The 22999-nt window shown below is 43.8% G+C and carries 20 protein-coding genes; 10 read left to right on the top strand and 10 right to left on the bottom strand.

Annotation, left to right across the window (positions count from 1 at the left end; translation table 11 throughout):
• Positions 1-636: 636 nt before the first annotated feature.
• A complete protein-coding gene (locus tag K5R16_RS01855) occupies positions 637-1092 on the bottom strand; it encodes an energy transducer TonB (protein WP_220735836.1) in 456 nt (151 codons plus the stop codon).
• A gap of 360 nt (positions 1093-1452) precedes the next feature.
• Between K5R16_RS01855 and K5R16_RS01850 the strand changes: the two genes are divergently transcribed.
• Complete coding sequence (locus K5R16_RS01850; RefSeq protein WP_220735835.1) at positions 1453-1605, top strand: hypothetical protein; 153 nt, start codon at positions 1453-1455, stop codon at positions 1603-1605.
• 464 nt (positions 1606-2069) lie between these two features.
• On the opposite strand, the gene K5R16_RS01845 is transcribed toward K5R16_RS01850, so the two are convergent.
• Positions 2070-2351 carry a putative quinol monooxygenase gene (locus K5R16_RS01845; RefSeq protein ID WP_220735834.1) on the bottom strand — a complete coding sequence of 94 codons (282 nt, stop codon included), beginning with the start codon at positions 2349-2351 and terminating at the stop codon, positions 2070-2072.
• Positions 2352-2635: 284 nt separating this feature from the next.
• Here K5R16_RS01845 and K5R16_RS01840 point away from each other — a divergent pair, with 284 nt between their 5' ends.
• Both K5R16_RS01840 and fdhF read left to right on the top strand, forming a co-directional pair.
• Positions 2636-3124, top strand: a complete 489-nt coding sequence (locus K5R16_RS01840; protein ID WP_220735833.1) for a hypothetical protein — start codon at positions 2636-2638, stop codon at positions 3122-3124.
• A 327-nt stretch (positions 3125-3451) separates the two neighbouring features.
• A complete protein-coding gene (gene fdhF, locus K5R16_RS01835) occupies positions 3452-7735 on the top strand; it encodes a formate dehydrogenase subunit alpha (protein WP_220735832.1) in 4284 nt (1427 codons plus the stop codon).
• A 106-nt stretch (positions 7736-7841) separates the two neighbouring features.
• Here fdhF and chrA read toward each other — a convergent pair whose 3' ends face one another.
• The 3 genes from chrA to K5R16_RS01820 form a co-directional block, all read right to left on the bottom strand.
• Positions 7842-9035 carry a chromate efflux transporter gene (chrA, locus tag K5R16_RS01830; RefSeq protein ID WP_220735831.1) on the bottom strand — a complete coding sequence of 398 codons (1194 nt, stop codon included), beginning with the start codon at positions 9033-9035 and terminating at the stop codon, positions 7842-7844.
• Between the two features lie 91 nt (positions 9036-9126).
• Positions 9127-10302, bottom strand: coding sequence for a glycerol-3-phosphate dehydrogenase/oxidase (locus K5R16_RS01825; protein WP_220735830.1), 1176 nt, complete (start codon positions 10300-10302; stop codon positions 9127-9129).
• Positions 10303-10822: 520 nt separating this feature from the next.
• A complete protein-coding gene (locus K5R16_RS01820; RefSeq protein WP_220735829.1) occupies positions 10823-11266 on the bottom strand; it encodes a MarR family winged helix-turn-helix transcriptional regulator in 444 nt (147 codons plus the stop codon).
• A gap of 113 nt (positions 11267-11379) precedes the next feature.
• Here K5R16_RS01820 and K5R16_RS01815 point away from each other — a divergent pair, with 113 nt between their 5' ends.
• The 4 genes from K5R16_RS01815 (at position 11380) to K5R16_RS01800 (ending at position 14582) form a co-directional block, all read left to right on the top strand.
• Positions 11380-11805 (top strand): organic hydroperoxide resistance protein, encoded by a 426-nt coding sequence (locus K5R16_RS01815; RefSeq protein ID WP_220735828.1) that lies wholly within the window; start codon positions 11380-11382, stop codon positions 11803-11805.
• Between the two features lie 251 nt (positions 11806-12056).
• On the top strand, positions 12057-12503 hold the full coding sequence (locus K5R16_RS01810; RefSeq protein ID WP_220735827.1) for a hypothetical protein: 447 nt from the start codon (positions 12057-12059) through the stop codon (positions 12501-12503).
• A gap of 365 nt (positions 12504-12868) precedes the next feature.
• Entirely contained in the window at positions 12869-14284 is a 1416-nt protein-coding gene (locus tag K5R16_RS01805) for a cytochrome C biosynthesis protein (protein ID WP_220735826.1), read from the top strand.
• Between the two features lie 100 nt (positions 14285-14384).
• Positions 14385-14582 carry a cytoplasmic protein gene (locus K5R16_RS01800; protein ID WP_220735825.1) on the top strand — a complete coding sequence of 66 codons (198 nt, stop codon included), beginning with the start codon at positions 14385-14387 and terminating at the stop codon, positions 14580-14582.
• Positions 14583-14869: 287 nt separating this feature from the next.
• Here K5R16_RS01800 and K5R16_RS01795 read toward each other — a convergent pair whose 3' ends face one another.
• The 4 genes from K5R16_RS01795 to K5R16_RS01780 form a co-directional block, all read right to left on the bottom strand.
• Positions 14870-15937: a GGDEF domain-containing protein gene (locus K5R16_RS01795; protein ID WP_259649744.1), complete on the bottom strand. Its 1068-nt coding sequence runs from the start codon at positions 15935-15937 to the stop codon at positions 14870-14872.
• Between the two features lie 168 nt (positions 15938-16105).
• Positions 16106-17668: an alkyl hydroperoxide reductase subunit F gene (gene ahpF, locus K5R16_RS01790; protein WP_220735823.1), complete on the bottom strand. Its 1563-nt coding sequence runs from the start codon at positions 17666-17668 to the stop codon at positions 16106-16108.
• Between the two features lie 262 nt (positions 17669-17930).
• Complete coding sequence (gene ahpC / locus K5R16_RS01785; RefSeq protein WP_220735822.1) at positions 17931-18500, bottom strand: alkyl hydroperoxide reductase subunit C; 570 nt, start codon at positions 18498-18500, stop codon at positions 17931-17933.
• A gap of 335 nt (positions 18501-18835) precedes the next feature.
• Complete coding sequence (locus K5R16_RS01780) at positions 18836-19579, bottom strand: spermidine synthase (RefSeq protein WP_220735821.1); 744 nt, start codon at positions 19577-19579, stop codon at positions 18836-18838.
• A gap of 308 nt (positions 19580-19887) precedes the next feature.
• On the opposite strand from K5R16_RS01780, the gene K5R16_RS01775 reads away from it, so the two are divergent.
• The 3 genes from K5R16_RS01775 (at position 19888) to corA (ending at position 22083) form a co-directional block, all read left to right on the top strand.
• Positions 19888-20418: a DUF3332 domain-containing protein gene (locus K5R16_RS01775; protein ID WP_220735820.1), complete on the top strand. Its 531-nt coding sequence runs from the start codon at positions 19888-19890 to the stop codon at positions 20416-20418.
• Positions 20419-20532: 114 nt separating this feature from the next.
• Positions 20533-21078: a mechanosensitive ion channel domain-containing protein gene (locus K5R16_RS01770; protein ID WP_220735819.1), complete on the top strand. Its 546-nt coding sequence runs from the start codon at positions 20533-20535 to the stop codon at positions 21076-21078.
• 33 nt (positions 21079-21111) lie between these two features.
• The gene (corA, locus tag K5R16_RS01765; protein WP_220735818.1) at positions 21112-22083 is read left to right on the top strand and encodes a magnesium/cobalt transporter CorA; all 972 of its coding nucleotides are present in this window, start codon (positions 21112-21114) and stop codon (positions 22081-22083) included.
• 45 nt (positions 22084-22128) lie between these two features.
• Here corA and K5R16_RS01760 read toward each other — a convergent pair whose 3' ends face one another.
• Positions 22129-22866: a dienelactone hydrolase family protein gene (locus tag K5R16_RS01760; RefSeq protein ID WP_220735817.1), complete on the bottom strand. Its 738-nt coding sequence runs from the start codon at positions 22864-22866 to the stop codon at positions 22129-22131.
• Positions 22867-22999 lie beyond the last annotated feature (133 nt).

Below are 22999 nucleotides of genomic sequence, written 5' to 3'. Positions count from 1 at the left end.
TTGTTTAGCCATATTGTCATATTCTGTGGTATCACTCGCATGACTAGTACTTGAAAATAATGTTAAAGCTAATAAAACTCCAAAAGATTTTTTATACACCTGACTCTCCTTGTAAAACTAACGCTCCACTCAGCGGGAGCAACATGGATGGCTAAAATTCGCGAGGCTCGAGCGCAGCCAACCTAGTTGAAATCCACCTGCAATGCCTTGTTAAGTGCCTAGCCAACCATCTAATTGATCTTTTCGTTGCAGTTCCAACAACGTTCGGATGACAATGAGTAACTTAAAAAGCCTTTCATGACCTGATTCTTCCTGCAATTAGGACAGAAATAGTTGAAGATCATTATAAATATATAGATTCCATTCCCAAAACCGACAGCCCAGAGCAGAACATCCAAAATCTCTGACGTCACCGGTAACAACTTGAATAGCGCTGTCAGAACCACCTGAATTAATAATGCCAAATTAAATTTCTGATAACGCTTCAAAACTAGAATACCTCTAGGCATGTCCCATGCTTATTCATTGGTCGCTGGATAACGCTTTGCTAAGCGGCTGATTATATTTGGCTATAATGCGTGAGGAACGAACCGCAGCCAACTGTTAGCAGTCCGTTTGAGCAACTTGTTAGAGCTATTACTTGTGAGAAAATCCGCACTGTTTCTCAGCTTCAGCTTTGTTTTTAGACCCACTGACCATGAAGTCCAATTGAATAGTAGTTAGAACTGGTACGCTATTGCCGTTTTTATCAGCTGCTACCCATTTCCAGTTATTTAATGCATCGGCGGCATATTTATCAAAGACACCTTTAGGGTATGATTTTTTAACTTTATACCCGCCTGACTTTCCATCACTTTTGATACCTACAATTAGGTCAACACAACCGGATAAACCTTTTCTAGCGGCACTAATTGGGTATTTAGGCTCTTGCTTTTTTTCTACTACCCAATAATCATCAATTAATTTCTTTTTATCATCCAAGGTCAAATCTAAATACTGTATAGGCTCTTCAACGGACACTTCGGCTGTATCAGTCGAAGCACATGCCATCAAAAAAACACTAAAAAATGATAATGTAACTACTTTTCTCATTGCTAATTCCCTATAGCTCTAACAGTCTATTAGGCTGAATTCCGAAATAAGAACAGTCAGCCTAGTTAATCCTACGCTGACAAGGTAACTTTAAATATGCTTTTAATCAACATCTTAAAAGATATCTTACTGCAACCCCACTGACTCTTCTGATAGTGAAAGTCAGAATTTGCATATTCGTGATATAGGACTATTTAGCTATTGGGTATAGATGATTTTAAACAATCACTTAGTCGTTATTGACTCTCAATCTCCTTCCTTCTTACCCTAAAATAATGTTGAAAATCTGAAATATTAATTATAACTGTTTAAATATACTGTTCTTTTTTTGGGAGCGCTATGTCATCAAAAGATAGGACTATGCATAACCCTTTCACATTAGGTTTTGCTATTAGCAAGGATTCACGTGTGCGACTAAACACTTCTTGTAGTGAAGATGATAAAGGGGAAAAAGTGAGTTTCAAAAACTTACAGAAAACACAACTCCCCATCGGAGTTGCCGAAGTACGTTGAAGACTCTTTATAAGCCAAAGTTCGTAATCCCCACACGGTCTTTCTCGTGCATCCATGCACTTCAAGACATTCAGGCATCCTGCCTATCAGACGTGGGCATAACTTTCGCGGGACAGGCCGTTCTTTGGCATCTGACCCATATGGATATGGGAAATGTCTATATGATGTCGGGAACATCATTGACCATGCCATCACGGCATTGGTAAATCCAATTACATCAGATGTCCCACCGGAAGCGTTAGGTGATTTCAAATAAGTACGAGGGAGACAACTTCGTCTGGGGCGCTGAGGGATAATCTCTTTTGAAATCAAGAGCGTGGCGCAAGCGCTTTCCCGCTTGGCTTTGCTCTTTATTACAAATAATAGGCGAAGCGCCACGACTTTTATCAGACGCAGTCTGATGCATTAGAAATGTAGCAGAAGCTTGAGCAAGCTAACCCAAAAGCAATTCTATGAATTGCTACCTAGTCATCAACTGTCCCTTGATAAAAACGTGACACATTTTTACTAACCTTAGCCCATTCTGACGCTAGAGACCGCTGCTGATGGTAGTCAAAGGCTTGCTGGTCAACAAACTCCTCATAAACCTCATAACGCCTTGGGTCGATGTTTGATGGGGTAACACTAAAAGTCAGGCAACCCGGTTCAGCAAGCGTGAGTTTAATGTGCTCTGGTAATGCTTGTGTGACCGCCTTAAGGTCGGCTTCGGGGATAGAGATGAAGCCAAGTACAGTTATGGTAGACAATCTAATATCCTTATATTCAAAGAGAAAATAACCACTTTATCCAGAGTAAAAACTATCACAGGATAGATGTTTTCATGTTTCTGATTAGTATCACCAGCTCCATCACAAGCAGTTCACCCCATGCCGCTATAAGCTTGCACTAGCAAAACTCACTCTACCAGCCATAAGCGTTAACAAATACGCCGCTGCGTACTATTTAATTTACGGTGAGCCATGACATCGGTTGAAATAAATCACAAGCTAACCCTGTCTCCTCATTATCCATACACTACCAATAATTTAATATGAATATTAATAATTTAGTCACTACCTTGTTAGTTGGAGTTATTGCGAGCATTGCCTTTATTTGGATCCAACCTTTATTTGGCATGCTCACTTTAACGTCAAGGCATGCTGCTGCCTATGTGGATATTGGTGGTTACAGTGAAGCTATAGCCGTCACCTTATCCTGGATAGTCCATGTGAGTGTTTCGATATTTTACACGCTAGTTTCATTGTTGATTTACAACTTAAATCACTCTTATTTAGTCAATTTTTTACAAGTAGTACTGTTGGGGTGGCTAACCACACTCCTAGCCACTCCAGCTAACGAATGGGTTGTAAAACTCATTACCACAGGACAGTTACCTGCAATCGATTCTCTATCAGCGCTAAATACTCAAGTTGGACCTAAACTGTGGCTACATATGCTGTTTTTTATCATGGTCGTTGTTGGAATATCCATTATAAGAAATAGCAGCTTGTTAAACTCTGCTCAGGCAAGAAAAACGTAACCGTTTTGCCTGAGGAGAAGGAACTACACCCTCCCCTTCGCCCAGTCTCTTTATAAAGAGACGGGGCGAAGCGCAACAAACACCGACCAGCTCACACACCAAAAAACAACAAAAGTCGCTAGCGCACACTTCTATTAGCCTTTGTGAATTCGCTTGCAAATTTAGCACAAACTTAAGCTGCATTTTCTGCGTAAAAAAGGTGCACAGGTATACTCAAAGTCACTCATTTCGCCGAGTCCACACTCAAAGCGCCGCAGTGACAATTGAGACTTAGTGTTTCAATACCTTGTCGCAAGCTGTGAGCCCTATAACTAAAAGGCCCTTGCGATGAAACAAATTACTATTGATGGCAAAACCCTCACTGCCAATCAACAAGACACCTTACTCGATACTGCGTTAAACGCCGATATCGCGATCCCTAATTTGTGTAAAAGCCCTGCAGGCTCTTTAGTCACTAACACTAAGCAACATTGCGACTTGTGCCATGTTGAACTTAAATCAGCCAACGGCGAGCTCTGTTCAGTACGCGCCTGCGAAACCAAAATTGCCGATTTAGATGCTCAGAATATTGAAGTTATCACTCAATCTGCAGCGCTAAGCAAACAGCGCAAAGCGGCATTACACAATATACTTTCTGACCACTTTGCAGATTGTGAAGCGCCCTGCCAAACCGCCTGTCCTGCAGGTGTTGATGTGCAATCTTACCTGTACCATATTGCCCAAGGCGATCATCAAGAAGCGGTTAAAGTTATCAAACAAACACTGCCGCTGCCGCTATCTATCGGCCGTGTTTGCCCTGCATTTTGTGAAACAGAGTGTCGACGTGGTTTAGTTGACGAGCCTGTGGCGATTCGCCAACTTAAGCGTCACGCAGCCGATCTCGATCTTGAAGGCGACACCCCTTACGTTCCCGCTAAAAAAGCGCCGACCAATAAAAAGGTCGCCATCATAGGCAGTGGCCCTGCTGGTATTTCTGCGGGATATTACCTGTCGAATAATGGTCATGAGGTTACGGTATTCGAGTCTATGCCCCAAGCTGGCGGCTGGTTACGATATGGCATCCCTGAGTACCGCTTGCCGAAAGCGATTCTCGACAAAGAGATAGCGCTGTTATGTAAAAATGGCTTAGACATTCAAACCAATGTTCGCCTCGGCCGTGATATCCATTTAAACGGGCTACTAAGTGGTTATGACGCCGTTTGTTTAGCGATTGGCGCACAAAAAGCGGTGCCGATGAACTATCCAGGTATTGAACTTGATGGTTGCTACTTGGGCGTCGATTACCTTAAAGATTATTGTACCGAACAACAGTACCGCACTGGCAAAAAAGTCGCCGTTATTGGTGGTGGTAACACTGCCATAGATTGTGCCCGCACCGCCAAACGCGATGGCGCAGATGTCACCTTAGTTTATCGCCGTACTCGCGATGAGATGCCTGCCGAGCCTTATGAGATCCATGAAGCAGAAGAGGAAGGGATTAAATTTCACTTCTTAACCAATCCTATTGAGAATCACAGCGATGAAGATGGCCGCGTTAACCGGGTCACTTTTGAAGTAATGGCACTCGGCGAGCCTGACAGCTCTGGTCGTCGCTCGCCAAAACCAACCGGCGAAACCTTTACTGAAGCCTTTGATACCGTGATCCCTGCTGTATCTCAAACGCCAGACATGGAGTTTCTCAACCATCCTGACAGTCAACTCGCCACCGGTGAGATTGCCCTTACCCGCTGGAATACTTTTGAAGGTTGCGAACATACAATGTCAGCAGGGCTTGCGGCTGGGCTTGATAAACTGTTTGTGATTGGCGACTCTCGCACCGGCCCTGCCACCGCGGTTGCAGCCGTAGCTGATGGCAGAAAGGCCTCTGATGCGATTGAGAAACTACTGACCCAGGGCCTTACTTGCGAGCTTGAAAAGCAGCCCTTTAACTCGACTAAAGCCTGCAAAACCAGTCAGCTTGAAACACTCAACGCTCAAGCCATGTATCCCGATACAAACATTGAACCACGCAGCAAAATGCCTGAGCTTGCCAAACTGCAACGGGCACTAAATTTTAGTGAAGTTGAGTTAGGTTTTGCCGCCGATGAAGCGATGAAAGAAGCCGCCCGCTGCCTTGAGTGTGCTTGCCAAGCCAATACAGATTGTAAACTGCGCGATTATGCCACTGAGTACAAAGTCAAAGCAGAAGAGCTCGACATTAGTGAAGCGCAGCACTTTAGTGTCGACAATAGCGCGCCATTTATTACTTTCGACGCAAACCGCTGTATTAGCTGTGGTGCCTGTGTAGAAACCTGCAAAGGTGCTAGCGGACATCATGCGATTTGCTTTGAGAAAGATAATTATCAAGCGCTGCCCACTATAGAGGGTGCAAGCAAGCGTAATGCGCCAAGAGTTGGCTTTAACGCCACCATGAACGACAGCGATTGTGTGCAGTGCGGTAACTGCGTGCAGGTATGTCCAACAGGTGCGCTGGTTGACTCGCGAGATAAAACCCAAGGGCTAACGAACGAGCTAAAAGCGCCACTTGAAACGGTGTCGACTATTTGCACTTACTGCGGTATTGGTTGCCGAGTAGAGATGCATGTTGATAAACAGAAGAATCAAATCCGCCACATAAGCGCTGACACAGATTCACCCGTCAACGCTGGTATGCTGTGCGTGAAAGGACGTTTTGGTTTCGATTTTGTCAACAGTGATAAACGACTCACCACACCGTTAATTCGCAAAGAAGGAGTGCTCACCCCTGCCAGTTGGCCAGAAGCTATCAGCTTAATTGCAGAGAAGTTCACTAGCATTAAAGCCGAGCATGGTCGCAAATCAATAGCCGGACTCTCGTCGGCGAAGGCCACTAACGAAGATAACTATGTGTTCCAGAAGTTATTTCGCAGTGTGATTGGCAATAACAACGTCGACCATTGTGCACGGTTATGCCATGCCTCTACCGTTACCGCCCTGCGCGAAAGCTTAGGCAGTGGCGCAATGACCAATGACATTCCCAGCATTAAAGAATCTGATCTGATTTTTATTATTGGATCAGATACTGAAAGTGCACATCCTATCATTGCCTCACACATAAAACTGGCGCTACAAAATCATGGTGCACGCTTAATCGTTGCCGATCCGAAAAAGGTTTCTATTGCTGATAAAGCCCAGCTTTATGTTGCGCAAAGGCCTGGCACCGATGTGATGCTATTGAATGCAATTATGCAGCAGATCATCAAAAACGACTGGCACGATTTAGATTATATTCAACAGCGTGTTGAAGGTTTCAGTCAGCTTTTCGACGAGGTGATGAGTGACGATTATAGCCCTGAAAATACCGCGTTAATCTGCGGCGTAAGCGCAGCTGATATTATCGAGATGGCTCGATTAATTGGCACCGCCAACAAGACCGCCATCTATTATGCCATGGGGATCACCCAGCACACTTCAGGCCATGACAATGTCACTGCTATCTCTAACTTGCAGCTGTTGTGTGGCAATATTGGCATTAAGGGCGCAGGTATTAACCCATTACGTGGTCAAAGCAATGTTCAAGGTGCGTGTGACATGGGGGCACTGCCAAACTACTTCAGCGGTTACCAAAAACTCGATGACCCTTTGGTACAACAACGCTTTAGAAAGGCCTGGGGTAAGAATGAGCTTTGCTCAGACAAAGGCGTTTCTGCCACCGAGATGATGCATGGGCTTGCCCATGGCGAACTCAAAGCCTTGTATGTAATGGGTGAAAACCCGGTGCTGAGCGATCCAGATCAAAAGCATGTTCTCGCTGGCTTAGCAGCGGCAGAGTTTGTGGTAGTACAAGATATCTTCTTAACTGAAACCGCAGAGCTTGCCGATGTGGTGTTACCTGCCGCAGCCTTTGCTGAAAAACAGGGTCACTTTACTAATACCGAACGCCGAGTGCAGCAGCTGCTACCAGCAGTAACGCCGCCGGGCGAGGCGATGAATGACTGGCAGATAGTGCAGCAGATCGCACAAAAGATGGGCGAAGACTGGCAGTATCAATCTGAACGTCAGATCTGGCACGAAATAACCGCAGTGACTCCACAATACCGTGGTATTACTTGGAAAGTTATCGACAGTGAAACCGCCAATGGTCGACAGGGTCTACAATGGCCTTGCCCTGCAGAAGGTCATCCAGGCACACCTATATTGCACAGCAAGCAATTTACTCATGGCAAGGGGAAGATGCGCCCAGTGCAGTATCGCTTACCAGCAGAGATGCCTTGTGATGAATACCCTCTGATGTTGTCGACCGGACGCTTATTGGAGCAGTTCCACACAGGCACCCTCACCCGTAAAACGCCAGGGCTTAATGAACTGGGCGCACCACGGGTGATGATATCGGTCTTCGATGCTGAGCAGCTGCAGATAAACAACGGCGATAAGTTAAAGCTATCTACCCGTCGCGGTGAGATAGAGATCGATGCCTTTGTGACTAAACGGGCACAAGCTGGGGTGATTTTCTTGCCGTTCCACTTTGCTGAATCGGCGGCGAATAAACTGACCAATAATGTGTTAGATCCAGTGGCTAAAATCCCTGAATTTAAAGTTTGTGCAGTGAAGGTCGAAAAAGTGGCTAAGGTCGACAGTGCAGCACTTGTGTAGCAAGTGACTAATCTAGAATGACGAAAACCGCAGGTTGATACTGATATTCAAGTAGAATAGCTATCAATCTGCGGTCTTTTCTTGCACTATTTTTTGTAAAAAGCTATCAAATAATCGCTGAGATCAGTGCACCTGAAACGCCAAACCCTGCAGCTAAAATAAAGATATTCGGTTTAAAAATCTTAAACAAACCAAAACCTAACACCACTAATGCCATATCCAGTGGCGACAGTACCGCACTACTAAAAATAGGGTTGTACAGCGCAGCTAACAAGAAACCTACCACCGTCGCATTCACTCCCGCTATCGCCCCAGTCACTTTAGGACGACTGCTGATGGCATGCCAACTTTTAAGCGCAACTAACATCAGTAAAAAGCCCGGCAGGAAGATGGCTAAGGTTGCCACTAATGCACCCACTAAAGGCTGCGATATCCAGATCTCCGCCCCCAGAAATGCCGCTAAGGCAAACATCGGCCCCGGCACTGCCTGCGCTAATGCATAGCCTGTTAAGAACTGGTCATTATTAACCGCATCGCCAATACTCGATTGCAGCAGTGGCAATACCACGTGGCCGCCACCAAATACCATGCTACCAACTTGGTAAAACTGGCTAAACAGTTCTGTCAGGGTACCTATGCCAGCTTGTTTAGATAAGCCAATAGCCACTAACGAAGCGATAAGTAGACCGACAAAAATACTTAACCAGAAGAAGTTAAGCTGCACAGGTTCTGTTGTTTGTGCTGAACTTACATTCGCTAATGGCTCTTTATCATCGGCTGCCGACAGATAATAACGTCCCACTATGGCGGCAATAATTAGCAGTGAAAATTGCACTAGCATTGAAGGCTGCAGCAAAATAACCACACAACTTAACACCATCAATATCTTGGCGGTTTTGCGCTGACAAAACTGCTTAAACATAATCAAAATCGCATCGGCAACCACCACAACGGCCAACAGCTTTAAACCATGAATCACCCCTTGAGTGATGGAATACTCCAGCCATTGGCTGCTAGTCACCGCCAGTAAAAATAGCAAAACGAATGAAGGTAGTGTAAATCCTAGAAACGCAGCAATACCGCCTAATAAGCCGCCTCGATGATAGCCAATGGCAAAACCTACCTGACTAGAACCTGGGCCTGGCATAAACTGGCTTAACGCCACCAAGCTGCCATAGTGTTTATCATCAAGCCATTGCAGCTCTTGCACAAAAGTCTGCCTAAAATAGCCGATATGGGCTGCAGGACCGCCAAAGGAGACTAGACCTAATGAGAAAAATCGTATAAATATTTGCAGCATGTTCAACGTCCTAAAATACCAGCCATAAATTTTCCAAAGAATATGACATAAAGATGACAGTTTAATGAAGCACTAACAATGCCAAATTTTATCAGTCTAACTGTAACTGATTAAAGTCCGCCAATACATTACGACGACCAATATGAGACTCTACCCAGCTAAGCACTTCAACTGCCGTGGTGCGATAGGTGGTTAGCTTACCGCCATAGAGCGTCAGCAAATGCGGATGAGTTGCAGTGGTTTGCTGCAAGGTATCACGGGGACGATCGAAAGCATTCCCCTGCTGCTTAGGCAACACTCGTACACCACAAAACGTATCAATAATTTGTGCTTTTAAGCTATCAACATCACCCATCGTTGGAAAGTAGTGCTGATAAATACCGAGTAGGTAATCGATCTCATCAGCTGTTGGTGTCGGTCGCCCTGTTATTTTATCGAGCACAACTTCAGTGGTGCCAATCAGGGTTTTACCGTTCCATGGCATCACGAAAATAACCCGCTTATCAAAGCAAGACTCGAGATATAAAATGCCATCGGTGGCGTCAATATCGAGCAGTAGATGGCTACCTTGCACCCATTCAATCGGCAATGGAGCAACAGCAGGTATTACACAATCAAGTACATCATTAACCCAAGGGCCTGCCGCATTCACCACCGCTAGCGCTTCAACTTTATGTAACGCTTGTTGGTGTTGATAATGCACCACGCAGTGACTTTCTAAGTGCTCGATTTGAGTACACTTTGCATGCTCAAGCACATGTGCACTTAAACTACGGGCATTGCGAACCACTGCCTCTGTCAGTAATTTATCGTCTGTTTGTGCGTCCCAGTACTGATAAAGAGCCTTAAGGCCATCGAGCTTAAGCCCTTTGATTTTAGCCCAGTGCACTGAGGGAACTGATTTAAATTGGCCTAAAGCATCAAACTTGCTAAGCATTGAATACATACTCAAACCGGCTCTTATTGCAATCGCACCTCTACGGCTATTTTCGTAAACTGGGATATAAAAAGGGATTGGGTTAACTAAAGAGGGCGCCAACTTCAACAAGGCGCGACGTTCAGCAAGCGACTGCTTAACTAACGATAGCTGGCCTGTTTCTAGGTAACGTAAACCGCCATGAATAAGTTTGCTGGAGTTAGCCGAGGTTTGACCTGCAACCACACCTTTTTCCAGCAATATAACGCTGTAACCTGCAGCTGCAGCACACTGGGCGATACCCGCTCCATTAATGCCGCCGCCAACGATAACCAGATCGACTGTCGACATTCCACCTCCATGCGTGAACTAACCAGTCTTATACCAACCGGTATAAGTAGTGGGTCTACTCAAAGTGTTTTTTGGCGAACTAGTTCAAGGCGGATAATTGCCATAATGGTTGTTCCCTTTTGCCTTTATCCAACACCGAAGTAGGAAGCCAAAACACGCCTTACAGGCGAGTTTTAGCGGCTCTGATGCGGCGTTAATGAGCTTGAACGTAGAACAACTATGTACTTCACTCATTGCAAACCACATGGCCTAGCATGTTCCTGACATGCTTAAGGCATTCCCTCCATCCTTGGATGTCAGATGTGGTGAATGTCATTCATGCAGGAGCATTTAATGACCTTGCCTCAAAACCGCTAAACTCTCGCAGAGCGATCAAATCTTTATACCGATTGGTATTAAGTATTATCTAACTTACCCTATGCCACAGCCTTTTGTTAGTTTTTCGGAGTCGACAATGCCGATATACACACACCATTAAACATCTTTTCAATTCAGAGCTTTAAACTTCCAACGCATAACACTACTTAGCTAAGTTGCTATAGACCTCATCACAAAGCGACTTTAACTGCATTAACTTGGCCTCTGAAATTGTAATTTGGCATTTCATCTGCGCGGGCACTTTTTCAGCCTCTAGCTTTAATACTCTGGCAGCGGCGGTGATATTCAGTACACGCACTCTTTCATCATGTTCACTTCTGCCTCTTACCACCAAGCCTTTAGTTTCTAGACGCTTTAATAACGGCGTTAACGTGCCAGAATCTAAATGCAGCTGCTCACCCATATCTTTCACACTAATCCCATCACTTTGCCACAGCACCATCATGGCCAAATATTGCGAATAGGTAAGATCGAGTTTTTCCAGCAGTGGACGATATGCCCGCACCATTGCATTGGTGGCGCTATACAGCGAAAAACAGATTTGGTTATCTAAACAAAGTGGGTCGCGCATGCTGTCATTAGCCATCTAAAAATACTCTAGCAATTTAATTGCGCACAATATACTTGCGTTAAACATAAAAATCGAGATAAACTTGCTAGCAATTGAATTGCACACAACTTTAAATCCAAGGATTAATGATGAAAACTATCTACCAAACAACTGCAAATGCTACCGCTGGCCGTAACGGCATAGCTAAAACAGAAGATGGCCTACTGGAAGTTAATTTAAGCTATCCAAAGGAGATGGGCGGGGCCGGCAATGCTACTAACCCTGAGCAGCTTTTTGCAGCGGGTTACGCAGCATGTTTTTCAAATGCTATTTTACATGTAGCTCGTGAGCAAAAAATTGCTATTAGTGCGGCACCGGTAAGCGCAACGATTGGTATAGGCGCTAATCAATCAGGCGGATTTGCACTTTCAGCAGCGCTAGCGATTGAGCTTGAACTTGAACAAACTGCCGCTGTTGAATTGGTTCGTATTGCTCATCAAGTATGTCCATATTCCAATGCAATACGTAACAATATTGAGGTTGAATTGACAGTAAATAAGCAATTATTAGCATAATTCATCTGCTCAAAAAAGAGTCAAATTATTGTCATTAAATTGGTCGCTGTTAAAGCTAGCCGAGTGAAATCGGGCGACCATTTAATGACACTCATCACGCTAGCTTCTTTTGCAATACTTTCGTCGTAAAAAATAACCATTTCCCATTGCAATCAACTGCGCAATAGCATAAATTCTCCGCCATAAAATCAATGGATAATGCTGCCCAAAAGGCTCTTTAAAGACTTTTATTTTACAAGGGAATGTTAAAGATGAGGTTTATAGCTGCCACGTGGCTAATTTTCATAAGTTTCACTGCCACCTCAGTGATGGCGCAGTGCAATCAGAAAGTTCATATTACTGATATTACGTATGCTAAAAATAGCTCCTACTTCAGTAGTCAGTACGGTTCAGAGCTTGATGAACTGATCGCTCATCCCCCCAAGCAAGCAGGTTATTTATTGCTTGAGTTTAAAGTTAACAAAATTCAGCCGAGTGAAGATGTGCGTCACTATAATAAATGGCTGGCCAATCGTAGAGTAGATCGTATTAGAACTTACCTCATTGAGTCTGAATATTCTGCGCCAATCATCAGTAGAATTTTAACTGCCAGTACCACTACCGATCGATCCGTTGCCATTCATTGGTGCGCTTTCGCAGAGCAAGAGACACACTTGCGGGTAGCAAAATCCGAGAACTCAACTGATATCACTCAATAAGCGTAAATTACGCTTTAAACATTCACACTGCAGCATATTATGTTGCAGCCTTAATGCCGAGTACATCATTAGCTTCTGCTTTTATGCCGCAATGACACTGGCAACGCTTGATAATTATCAACATAAAATAAATATCTCCACTACCATTCATTGAATATATCTAATTGATAACAGTCTTAAATAGCAGACTCACAATACGATGGAAAGTTTCAAAATATTATTAAAAACAAACTGCTGTTCCCAAAAGTTATTTAATCGAGAATTGCCCCGCAGATTTGACACATTTATTTACTATTTAAATATAGCTTTAGTAAAGTAACTATTAACCGCAAAAAGTTTGCGTCATTAGCTAATTCGGAGCCCCTATGACGAAATATATTTTACTCTTAGTTACTTTGTTATTTTCGAGTTTTTCACTCCCAAGCTTTGCAGCTTCCGCCGCAGAGCAACCTACAACCTGGCACTATACCAATGATGCTGGTGAGCTGAAGGTTAAACTCCACTTCTTCTGGTCGCAAACCTGTCCACACTGCAAAGAAGCACACCCTTTTATTAATAGTCTGCCTGAACGTTATCCGTGGATCGAAGTAGAAGAGCACCTAGTTTCAGATCCGGGCACTATGGAAATCTGGCAAGATATCGCCAGTAAAACTGGGACTGAAGCTCGTTCAGTGCCCTACTTTGCTAGTGGCGAAAAAGCGGTGGTAGGCTATAGCAGCCAAGCGGTTACCGGCGAGTTTTTAGTGAGCCGATTAAAGTCTTACTACACCTCTCTTGGTGGCAAGCTACAACCAGAAGATAGCAGTAGCTATACCACGCAAACACCAGCTGCAGGCGGCGCATTTTTCGAAACTTGCAGTGAGAGTGCCGATGAAGGAACTTGTGATTTAAGTTTTGAGACTACCAGCGAAATAAGCACTTCTGATGTACAACCAGTAGAAATACCGCTTGTGGGCGTGGTTCACCCAGAACAGATGTCTCTACCATTGCTAACCGTAGTCCTTGCTGGCGTTGATGCATTTAACCCATGTGCGTTCTTCGTGTTGTTGTTTCTATTATCGATAATGGTTAATGCCAAAAGCCGTACTCGAATGCTCATTGTTGGCGGTATTTTTGTATTCTTCTCAGGCTTTATCTACTTTATCTTTATGAGCGCATGGCTGAATATTTTCCAATTACTTGGCGCAGGTAGCGATGGTGGTTGGATTATTCTCGGGGCGGGTATTCTCGCACTTATCGCGGGGGCGGTGAACATAAAGGACTACTTCTTTACTAAAGGGGAAGTTACCCTCTCCATGTCTGCAGAAAATCGGACCGGTCTTATTAAGCGTATGGGTAAACTCACCAGTGCGAGTAGCATGACCGCAATGATAGCCGGTACTGTGGTGCTTTCAATACTGGCCAATGCTTATGAATTACTGTGCACTGCTGGCTTCCCAATGATCTACACCAGTGTATTGTCGATGCATGATCTAGAGGTCGCAGAGCGCTACATGTACTTGGTGTTTTATAACATTGTCTATGTCATTCCATTGGCCATTATTGTTATCGCCTTCAGTGTCTCGCTGGGCAAACGTAAGCTCACAGAAAAAGAGGGACAAACATTAAAGTTAATGTCAGGCATCATGATGGTTGGGCTTGGCGGTATGTTGGCGATGGATCCAACAGCCTTACAAAACGTAGTACTGGCAATTGGACTTATCTTAAGCTCAATAGTACTCACCTTTATCATCACTTTGACTCGTAAGGTGATAGAGAAAAGGAATAAAAAGCTAAGTTAACCTTCAACCAGAAACGGCGATACACACTGTAACAAGCAAACGCTTAAGTTGCAGTGTGCAGCGCCGATAAAAGCTTGAATCCCCTAACCATGAGTCCACTATGGCTATTTCACTATCCACCCCAAATCTCGAACCTAATATGAGTCACGGTAGTGTCGGTTTGAAAGTCGCACAGATGTCTAAAGAACAGCAGAAAATTGAGGGTGACATTGCGCTAAAACTGATCGAATCCGCTTTGCCTGAAACAGCTCCAGGCCCTGTCGGCAATGCCGGGCATATTATTAGCACTAAAGCTTAGGGCTGTTGATCTTTCACGGTTGTTTTTGCCGCAGATTATTGGCTATTTTGACAAGGCGGAGGCTATGCCGTTTAGTTATTCTCCACAAATAGTCTACGACACAGTAAAAATAGCCAAGAAACGCGGCCCTTTGGGTTCGATTCAATGCTTCTATTCTTTTATGACTAGAATGTGTTATGAGCTTTTCACTTAGCCAGCTAAGCTTTATCGCTCAAGCCTTGTACTAGAAGCATTATTCCTTACGGTAAACAACCGAACAAAAACTAAGCTCGAAAGGTCAACAGCCCCTAGTAATCATTGCCTTCAAAACAGTAACGATCTCGACCGGCTGATTTAGCACGATACAACATGCGGTCAGCCGCCTTTATTAGCTGGTCTTGACTCATACCCAGCTCCCACTGTGCTAAACCTTGAGATAATGTCACCTGTTCTGATACATCTGAACATGGGTGCAGTAGCTCAGCTTGTTGCAGTAACCCTTTGACTTTTTCAGAGACTCTAATAGCACCTTCTAGATTAGTGTTTGGCAATGCGATAACGAACTCTTCGCCGCCATATCGAGCCACCAGATCGCGTGGTCGACTCACCGCAGAGCTGATGATCTCAGCGACTTTAATTAACTGCTCATCCCCCGCTTGGTGGCCTAAAGTGTCATTGAGACGCTTAAAGAAATCTATATCGAGCAATATAATCGATAATGCCTGATGATTAAGCTCGACAGCTCGAACCTCCTGACTCAATATCTCGTCAAAATGGCGCCGATTACTAATATTCGTAAGCCCATCAATGAGCGCTAAACGTTTAAATTGCTTAAGCAGCTTCTGCTTCTCAAAATCACGGATCACTGCCTTAATAAACCAGCCAGAAATAATTTTTTGCCCAGAGATGATTATCGCCAATACACAGGCAAATTTTGTTAGTGGATAAACTGGCGATTCAGGAAATTCATACAATCGATAAAAGCAGGAGAACAGTAAGAAGGGTAAAATACCGAGTAACATCACCTTTCGATTGGGAAATAAGGCAAACACAAACACCATAACGAGAATATCTGCCAGAGATTCTATACCTGGCAGAGGAGCTGATGATAACTGAATAAGCCCATAAAGCAGGTAACACCAAGCTAAAATAAGCAACATTAAAAAGAACTGGCTTTGCTTGGGGGTTACACTATCGATATGCCTTAATTTTAATGCAGCAAATCCGATGATAACTAACAGAGTGACAGGCGCCAACTCTGGAAAAATATCTTTTAGATCATAGATATCATGCGAAAAGTAATAAGTATTGAGTATCACAACGAATACCAAAAACAGCGTCATATACATCGCCCAAAAGATCCCTGTCTGGAGGATTTTTTGAGTTTCAATTTTGAGCTGATGTTTATATTGGTTACTGTTCAGGTTAACGCCCCAGTATTTTTACAGAATGCCCCTCAATGTTAGTTGAGTTTTCCAATAAAAAAAGCCAGTAAACACTGGCTCTTACGAGATGAATAAGTCGAGCAAACAAAATACTAAGCGTTATGCTGCAACCGCTTCATCAACATTGTGGCGAATGAGGTAATCAAATGCCCCCAGTGAAGCGGTAGCGCCACTGCCCATTGCAATGATAATTTGCTTATAAGCTGAATTAGTGACATCACCTGCGGCAAACACACCTGCTAGTGATGTTTCACCTTTAGCATCGACAATGATTTCGCCTCTAGCAGTCAAATCAATTGTCTGTTGCAGCCATTCAGAGTTTGGCACCAAACCTATCTGTACAAAAATGCCAGCCAGTTCAACATGGTGCGACTCGCCTGTCGCTCTATTGGTGTAGTTAAGGCCATTAACTCGTTTACCGTCACCAGTCACTTCAGTGGTCATCGCCTGAGTGATGATTTCAATATTGCCCATTGATTTGGCTTTACGCTGCAGCACGTCATCTGCACGCAGCGAACTGTCAAACTCAAGTACAGTGACATGCTCAACGATATTCGCGAGGTCAATTGCAGCTTCGATACCTGAGTTACCGCCACCAATGACTGCAACGCGTTTACCTTTAAACAGTGGACCGTCACAATGAGGGCAGTATGCAACGCCACTACCACGGTATTCTTGCTCACCAGGGACGTTCATTTCACGCCAGCGTGCACCCGTTGCTAGCAATATTGTTTTACTGCGCAGTACCGCACCGCTTTCAAGCGTGAGTTCAAACAGCTCACCTGACTTTAAGCTTAGTGCGCGCTGGCTATCCATAATATCAACATCATACTCATGCACGTGCGCTTCCAGATTGGCCACCAGCTTAGGGCCCTCTGTCGCTTTAACGGAAATAAAGTTCTCGATACCCACCGTTTCAGCTACTTGGCCACCAAACTTATCAGCAACAATCCCTGTACGTAGACCTTTACGAGCGGCATAAATAGCTGCTGATGCACCAGCAGGTCCGCCACCCACAACTAAGACTTCGAATGGTTCTTTGTCATTGAGCTGCTCGGCTTTTCGACCAGCGGCATTAACGTCTAGTTTGTTAAGGATCTCTACCGTGCTAATTGCTCCCATAGAGAACTGCTCGCCATTGAGAAATACCGACGGCACAGCCATCACATTGCGATCGTTGACTTCGTCTTGGAACAAAGATCCATCAATCATCACGTTAGTGATATTAGGATTAATTGCCGCCATCATATTTAATGCCTGTACGACTTCAGGGCATGTTTGGCAGCTTAGCGACACATAAGTCTCAAACTGGTATTCACCGGGAAGATCGCGGATCTGCGCAATCACATCAGCATCAAGCTTGATTGGATGACCGCCACTGTGCAGTAAAGCTAGCACTAACGATGTAAATTCATGCCCCATTGGCAAGCCTGCAAAGGTAATTTCACTGCCGAGTTGCGGGTTAATGACAGCCATAGAGGGCGTACGTTTGCCGACTTTTTCTGTAACAGAAATAAGTGCCGATAAACTATCGATATCGTTAGCCAGTGATTTAAGTTCTTGTGCTTTAGCACTGTTATCGGCAGACACAACAAGCTCAACTGGGTGTTTGAGGTTCTGCAGGTAAGTATTCAGTTGATTTTTAACGTTTGCATCTAACATGATGGCTCCAAAATAGGTAAAGCAATTCGGTTTGGTTGAACTTACAGACAGCAGTGTTCGTAAGCCTGCGCTTAAGTCTTGAAAATAAAAATGAATCGAAAATAAAAAAGGTAAAGCGACTAGCGTTGGATAGTGAGGGTTGTTCAGCTTAGTATCAGGGGAATACCAAGCTGAACGATACAGATGTAACTCGATGATGAATATCAAGTGTGATAACAAGAGATGGGGCTCGTTAGCACACTATCATCCAACTGGTCTTGAGTTATATCTTACCCACTAGGTCAATTGATGGCGCTAGTGTTGCTTCACCTGGCTGCCATGCTGCAGGACAAACTTCACCGTCGTGAGTAGCAACATACTGAGCAGCTTGAATCTTACGCACTAGCTCAGATGCACTGCGACCAATACCTAGGTCATGTACTTCAGCAACTTTGATTTCGCCTTCTGGATTGATAACGAAAGTGCCGCGAAGTGCTAAGCCGTCTTCCTCAATCATCACACCAAAGTTACGCGTGATTGCACCAGTTGGGTCACCAATCATTGGGTACTGGATTTTGTTGATAGTGTCAGAGCTTGCATGCCATGCTTTGTGAGTAAAGTGAGTGTCAGTTGATACTGAGTAAACTTCAACGCCCATAGCCTGTAGCTTTTCGTAATGGTCAGCCATGTCACCAAGTTCTGTTGGACAAACAAAAGTAAAGTCAGCTGGGTAGAAGAAGACGACTGACCACTTACCCAATAGGTCTTGCTCAGTTACTGGGTGGAAATCACCTTTATGAAAAGCAGTGGCTGAAAAAGGCTTGATAGTTGAGTTGATGATTGATTGATGCATGTGAAGCTCCGTTTTAAATATTAAAAATTAAAAAATAAGATGATGAGTCTTTATAATTCAACAAACTGAGATGAGTGATGATGAGTCTCTTTAAGCCAGTTCGTTTTCGATGTGAGAATAATAGAGCAGCACAAAAGAATAAGATAACGGATAAAAGCTATTATCTTAATCTGTTTTTCCGAACAGAAGAGTGAAACGAAAAAGCGATGTCACCGACAACGCTAATATAGCAGTGGGTAAATCTTGTATAATTGAGTTCGAAAGTAGCGAATAACATCCGCTTCCCCGGTGGTAGTTCTGCTTGTTCTAATTAGCAAAGAGGTTGCACCTTTTTGCTATTCCCACACATCAAATCGATTGAGCGAACGCCCCAATTGAAAATCAAGCTGTTGCGATAAGGCTTGCGCCTGTTGCTTGAGCCCACTGGCACTGATATCTCGTTTAGCCTTACCTGCAATCACCACCCAGTTAGCGCTACCAGTCAGGCAAGCTCGCACTTCAACAAAGTATTGCTCAAGGTATGCCAATAACTCACGATTTTTACTGTGCTCTTTCCAGCAATTAAGTACCAAGTAGCCATCGGCTTTAATTAGTGCGGCACACTGAGCAATAAAAGCTTGCGATACCTGCGCCGCATCGACGCCTTCGGCGCTGTATATGTCAGTAAATATAATATCGACACGTTTATGATCGCCCGCAGCTAAAAACTGAGTCGCATCTTGATTAATCACTTTCAGTTTTTTGCTCATTGGCAATTGAAAGTAACGCTTGGCAATTTCGATAACATCGGCTCTCAGTTCAACGGCGGTCAACTTAATACCGGCATCGAAATGACGCAAAGCATGGATCAGTCCCCCGCCCCCTAAACCAAGTACGATGGCACTTTTTGGTTGGCTGTAAAGTAATACCAATAACATCGCTTGTACATAAGTGTGCTGCGGGATATGCGGCGCTGCTTTAAGTAGCTTGCTTTGCTCATCATTTTCAGCAAAAGCTAAAATTCTGCTCTCTTTATCGTCCAATACGAATAATGGACCGTATTGATCTTCTGTTTGGTGTAGTACTTGGTGTTCTGACATGTGTTCTCCAGTAATAGCGCTAGCTATTATGCGTTAAATTGAACCACAATTGAACGGAATGTAAATAGTCTAAAATTGACCACGAAAACCGTTTACCCGCCCACCACCGCTTAACAAATCACTTACGAATAAAACTAATACTCAGGCACGAATACACGACTCAACAGAAACATTATCAAACCGCACAACTACACAACCTTTCCAGCCAAATATCAACCTAATAATGAGAACGAGATCGCAATTCATTTTGCGCTAATACTTACAATCAGCGTCCTGCTAAAATGACATAGAAAAATCTAAATATAACGATGAAAAAGAAAATATCTGCATTGCTAATAACGGGTTTATTGACCACTCAACTGACTGGTTGTATGGGGCAAATGGGACTCAGTGCGATGGTAACCAAAGGTAACTTAAGTGCCGTTGATAATCGCTATGGCCGTGCTGGCTTATTTGTATTAATGAGCCCAATATATGGCCTCGCTGCGACAGCTGACCTGTTTGTTGTCAATAGTGTTGAATTTTGGACTGGCACTAATCCGGTGACTGGTCGCTCTCCTGCTGTTGTCGATATGCCAGTAGAAGCAATTTTCAAAGTTGATCAGCATTTAAACGGTGATTTGACTAAAGCACCACTGCCAGAGATTAAACTGACCCAAGCGACCATTGAAGCAAAAGATGAAAATACATTGCTAATGACCTTGTCATATGAAGACCACAGCACCCAACAGCTGCTAGGCAAAAAAGTGGGCGATGAGGTTAACTTTTTCTTCGAAGATCAATTCGTAGCAACCGTTAGTATTAAAGAGATGCAGCAGTATTCAGCGCTAAAAAGTTAGTCTCTTGTTCTCCTAATACCGAAGAGACAATATCCATAAACTCATAACGATAGATTGCTTTATTTACAAAGCTGTAGTATTCGTTTGAGACCTAATGCTTATTGTCTCTTAACTATGCTTCAATCATTAATCATCATATCGATATATATTGCGCTCTTTATATTTGGCCAGCGTATTATCCAAAAACAAATTACTAAACTTGCTCAGGTAAAGCAGGTATCCGAGACCCGTACAAAGGTCGTAACCCACTACATCACTTATCTTCTTTTCATTATTATTACTTGTTTAGCTGTTGTTTCTTTGGGAATAAAATATCAACAAGTATCACTATTTATCTCCTCAGCGTTTGCAGTCCTTGGTGTTGCTCTCGTCGCACAATGGTCTATTTTAAGTAATATCACCGCCGGTATATTGATCTTTTTTGTGTTCCCGTATCGCATTGGTAGTCGAATTAAAGTGGTCGATAAGGATGAAAATATCAGTGGTGTAATAACAGAAATAAACCTGTTTCACATACTTATTCAAAGAGAGGATGGGATATTAATTACCTATCCCAATAATTTGATGCTACAAAAAGGGGTTTTAAAATTGCCCAACGAAGCCACTATGGATGAGGCTAAGAAGCTTGAAAAAGATCATGTCCAGATCCAAAGTGATTAGCGCTGTGAAAACACAACAATGGAAGGTTCCTCCATGCTAACAACCCTACTCTACTCGCCAAAAGATGGCTCACATGCCACAGGCAATGAGTCATTAATATCGACTTGGCAGCAGCAACAAGACGCTATTTTGTGGCTTAACATTGATGGCGAATTAACTCCCGAGTTACAAGCGATGTTAGAAAGTAAGTTTGGTTTACATCCACTGGCTCTACAAGATGCTTCTCGAGAGCGCCATCAGCCGAAGATAGAACCGTTTGACTCCCATACATTTATCATTCTGCGTGGTTTGTCAGCAGATTCAGACTCGATAGATGGCGAAAACATTCTACTGGCAATGTTCATTGGTCAACGCTTTATCATCACTCGCCACAATAAGCGCTCGGTGAGTATCGAAAACACCCAAGCTGCGATAGCAAGCGGGGAGTTTTCTCTCGCCCAAGGCACGGCTCAGCTCAGCCTTAGAATTAGCCGCATGGTCGTCAAACGCTATCACAAAATATTATATGACTTAGAAACCCGCCTAGAAGAACTAGAGTCAACAATGCTCACCACTGCAAATGATGAAATACTCGCGGAAGTCGTTCAGTATAAAACGCATTTGACTCGGTTAAGGCGTAATTTTCATTACCATGTCGCGTTATTTGATACGCTGCAATCGACTCCATCGTTACCTTTTGATGATAGTCTGACACACGAAATCAACGATATATGCGAGCAGCAGCACAGAGCCGCGAGTCTCGCCGATCTCTTTTATAATGTGGCTGGTGATCTTATTGATGGTTATATTTCGGTGAGTGCCCACAGACTTAATAACATCATGAAGGTGTTAACTATTATCACCGCCATTTTTGTTCCCTTAACCTTTATAGCGGGGATCTACGGCATGAACTTCGAGTATATACCTGAATTAAAGCACCGTTTTGGCTACTTTATTGTTTGGGGAGTCATGCTGTTTCTAACAACGGTTTTGATCGGAGTTTTTAGAAAGAAAAAATGGCTATAACGGCAAAGATAAAGGCTAATTTGCCGTTATCTTTGCTATAACTGGCTAACGCAAAGTACGCTGAAAAAACGCTACCGCTTGTAGGTAGATCTGCAATGCAATCGCCGCATCATAACGCTCGCCTTCATCACGCATGAAGGCGTGCTGGGCATTAACCTCATGCCAACTAAAGTTGCGCTCAGTAGCTTCTAGTTTGGCATAGATAAGTTTACGCCCCTCACTGGAAACATGCGGGTCCTGCTTACCAAATACCATTACCAACTCGCCAGATATATCGCCTGTACGAGACAGAGAATCATTGTCTTTTTCACAAGGTAAGGTATTGGAATGGATATCGGTTGGATATAAACAGAATGCACCAAGAATGTCAGGGTTTAACGCAGCTCGATATGCCAAATGTCCGCCAATACACACCCCCATACTGCCAACCTGACTAGTACAAAAGCTCAAGCTACGAGCGAAATCAACCAAAGCTTCTGTATCACTATCATGATGTTCTAGTGGCTTGGTGAACTTATCGGCATTCCCTTTATCTTTGCCGTCATCGTCATAAGCTAACACTGTGCCAATCGGGTTAAGCTCATGAAATACTTCCGGTACTAATACCACAAAGCCATGGCCAGCGAGTAATGCTGCGGCACGGGCAATCGGTGCGGTTTGTTGAAATATTTCTGAATAAAAGATGACGGTAGCAAACTGACCTTCGCTATCTGGGCGGTAAAGGTAGGTACGCATGGTGCCGGTGGCAGTCGAAATATCATGGGTTTCTTGGGTGATGATCATCGGCTATCTTTCCTTAGATTCAGTCATAGAGGCTGATTGAAGGTGGTTAGATCAATCAGTATCTCTCTAGCCTAAAGCAGCCAGCGATTTTTAGCCACAAAAAAGCAGATGCGGGCTTAACCTCGACATCTGC

It is taken from the genome of Shewanella sp. c952, from assembly GCF_019654975.1.
Taxonomy (GTDB): Bacteria; Pseudomonadota; Gammaproteobacteria; order Enterobacterales; family Shewanellaceae; genus Shewanella.
Note: the sequence above shows the minus strand (reverse complement) of the source record. Positions and strands in the feature narration are given on the sequence as shown.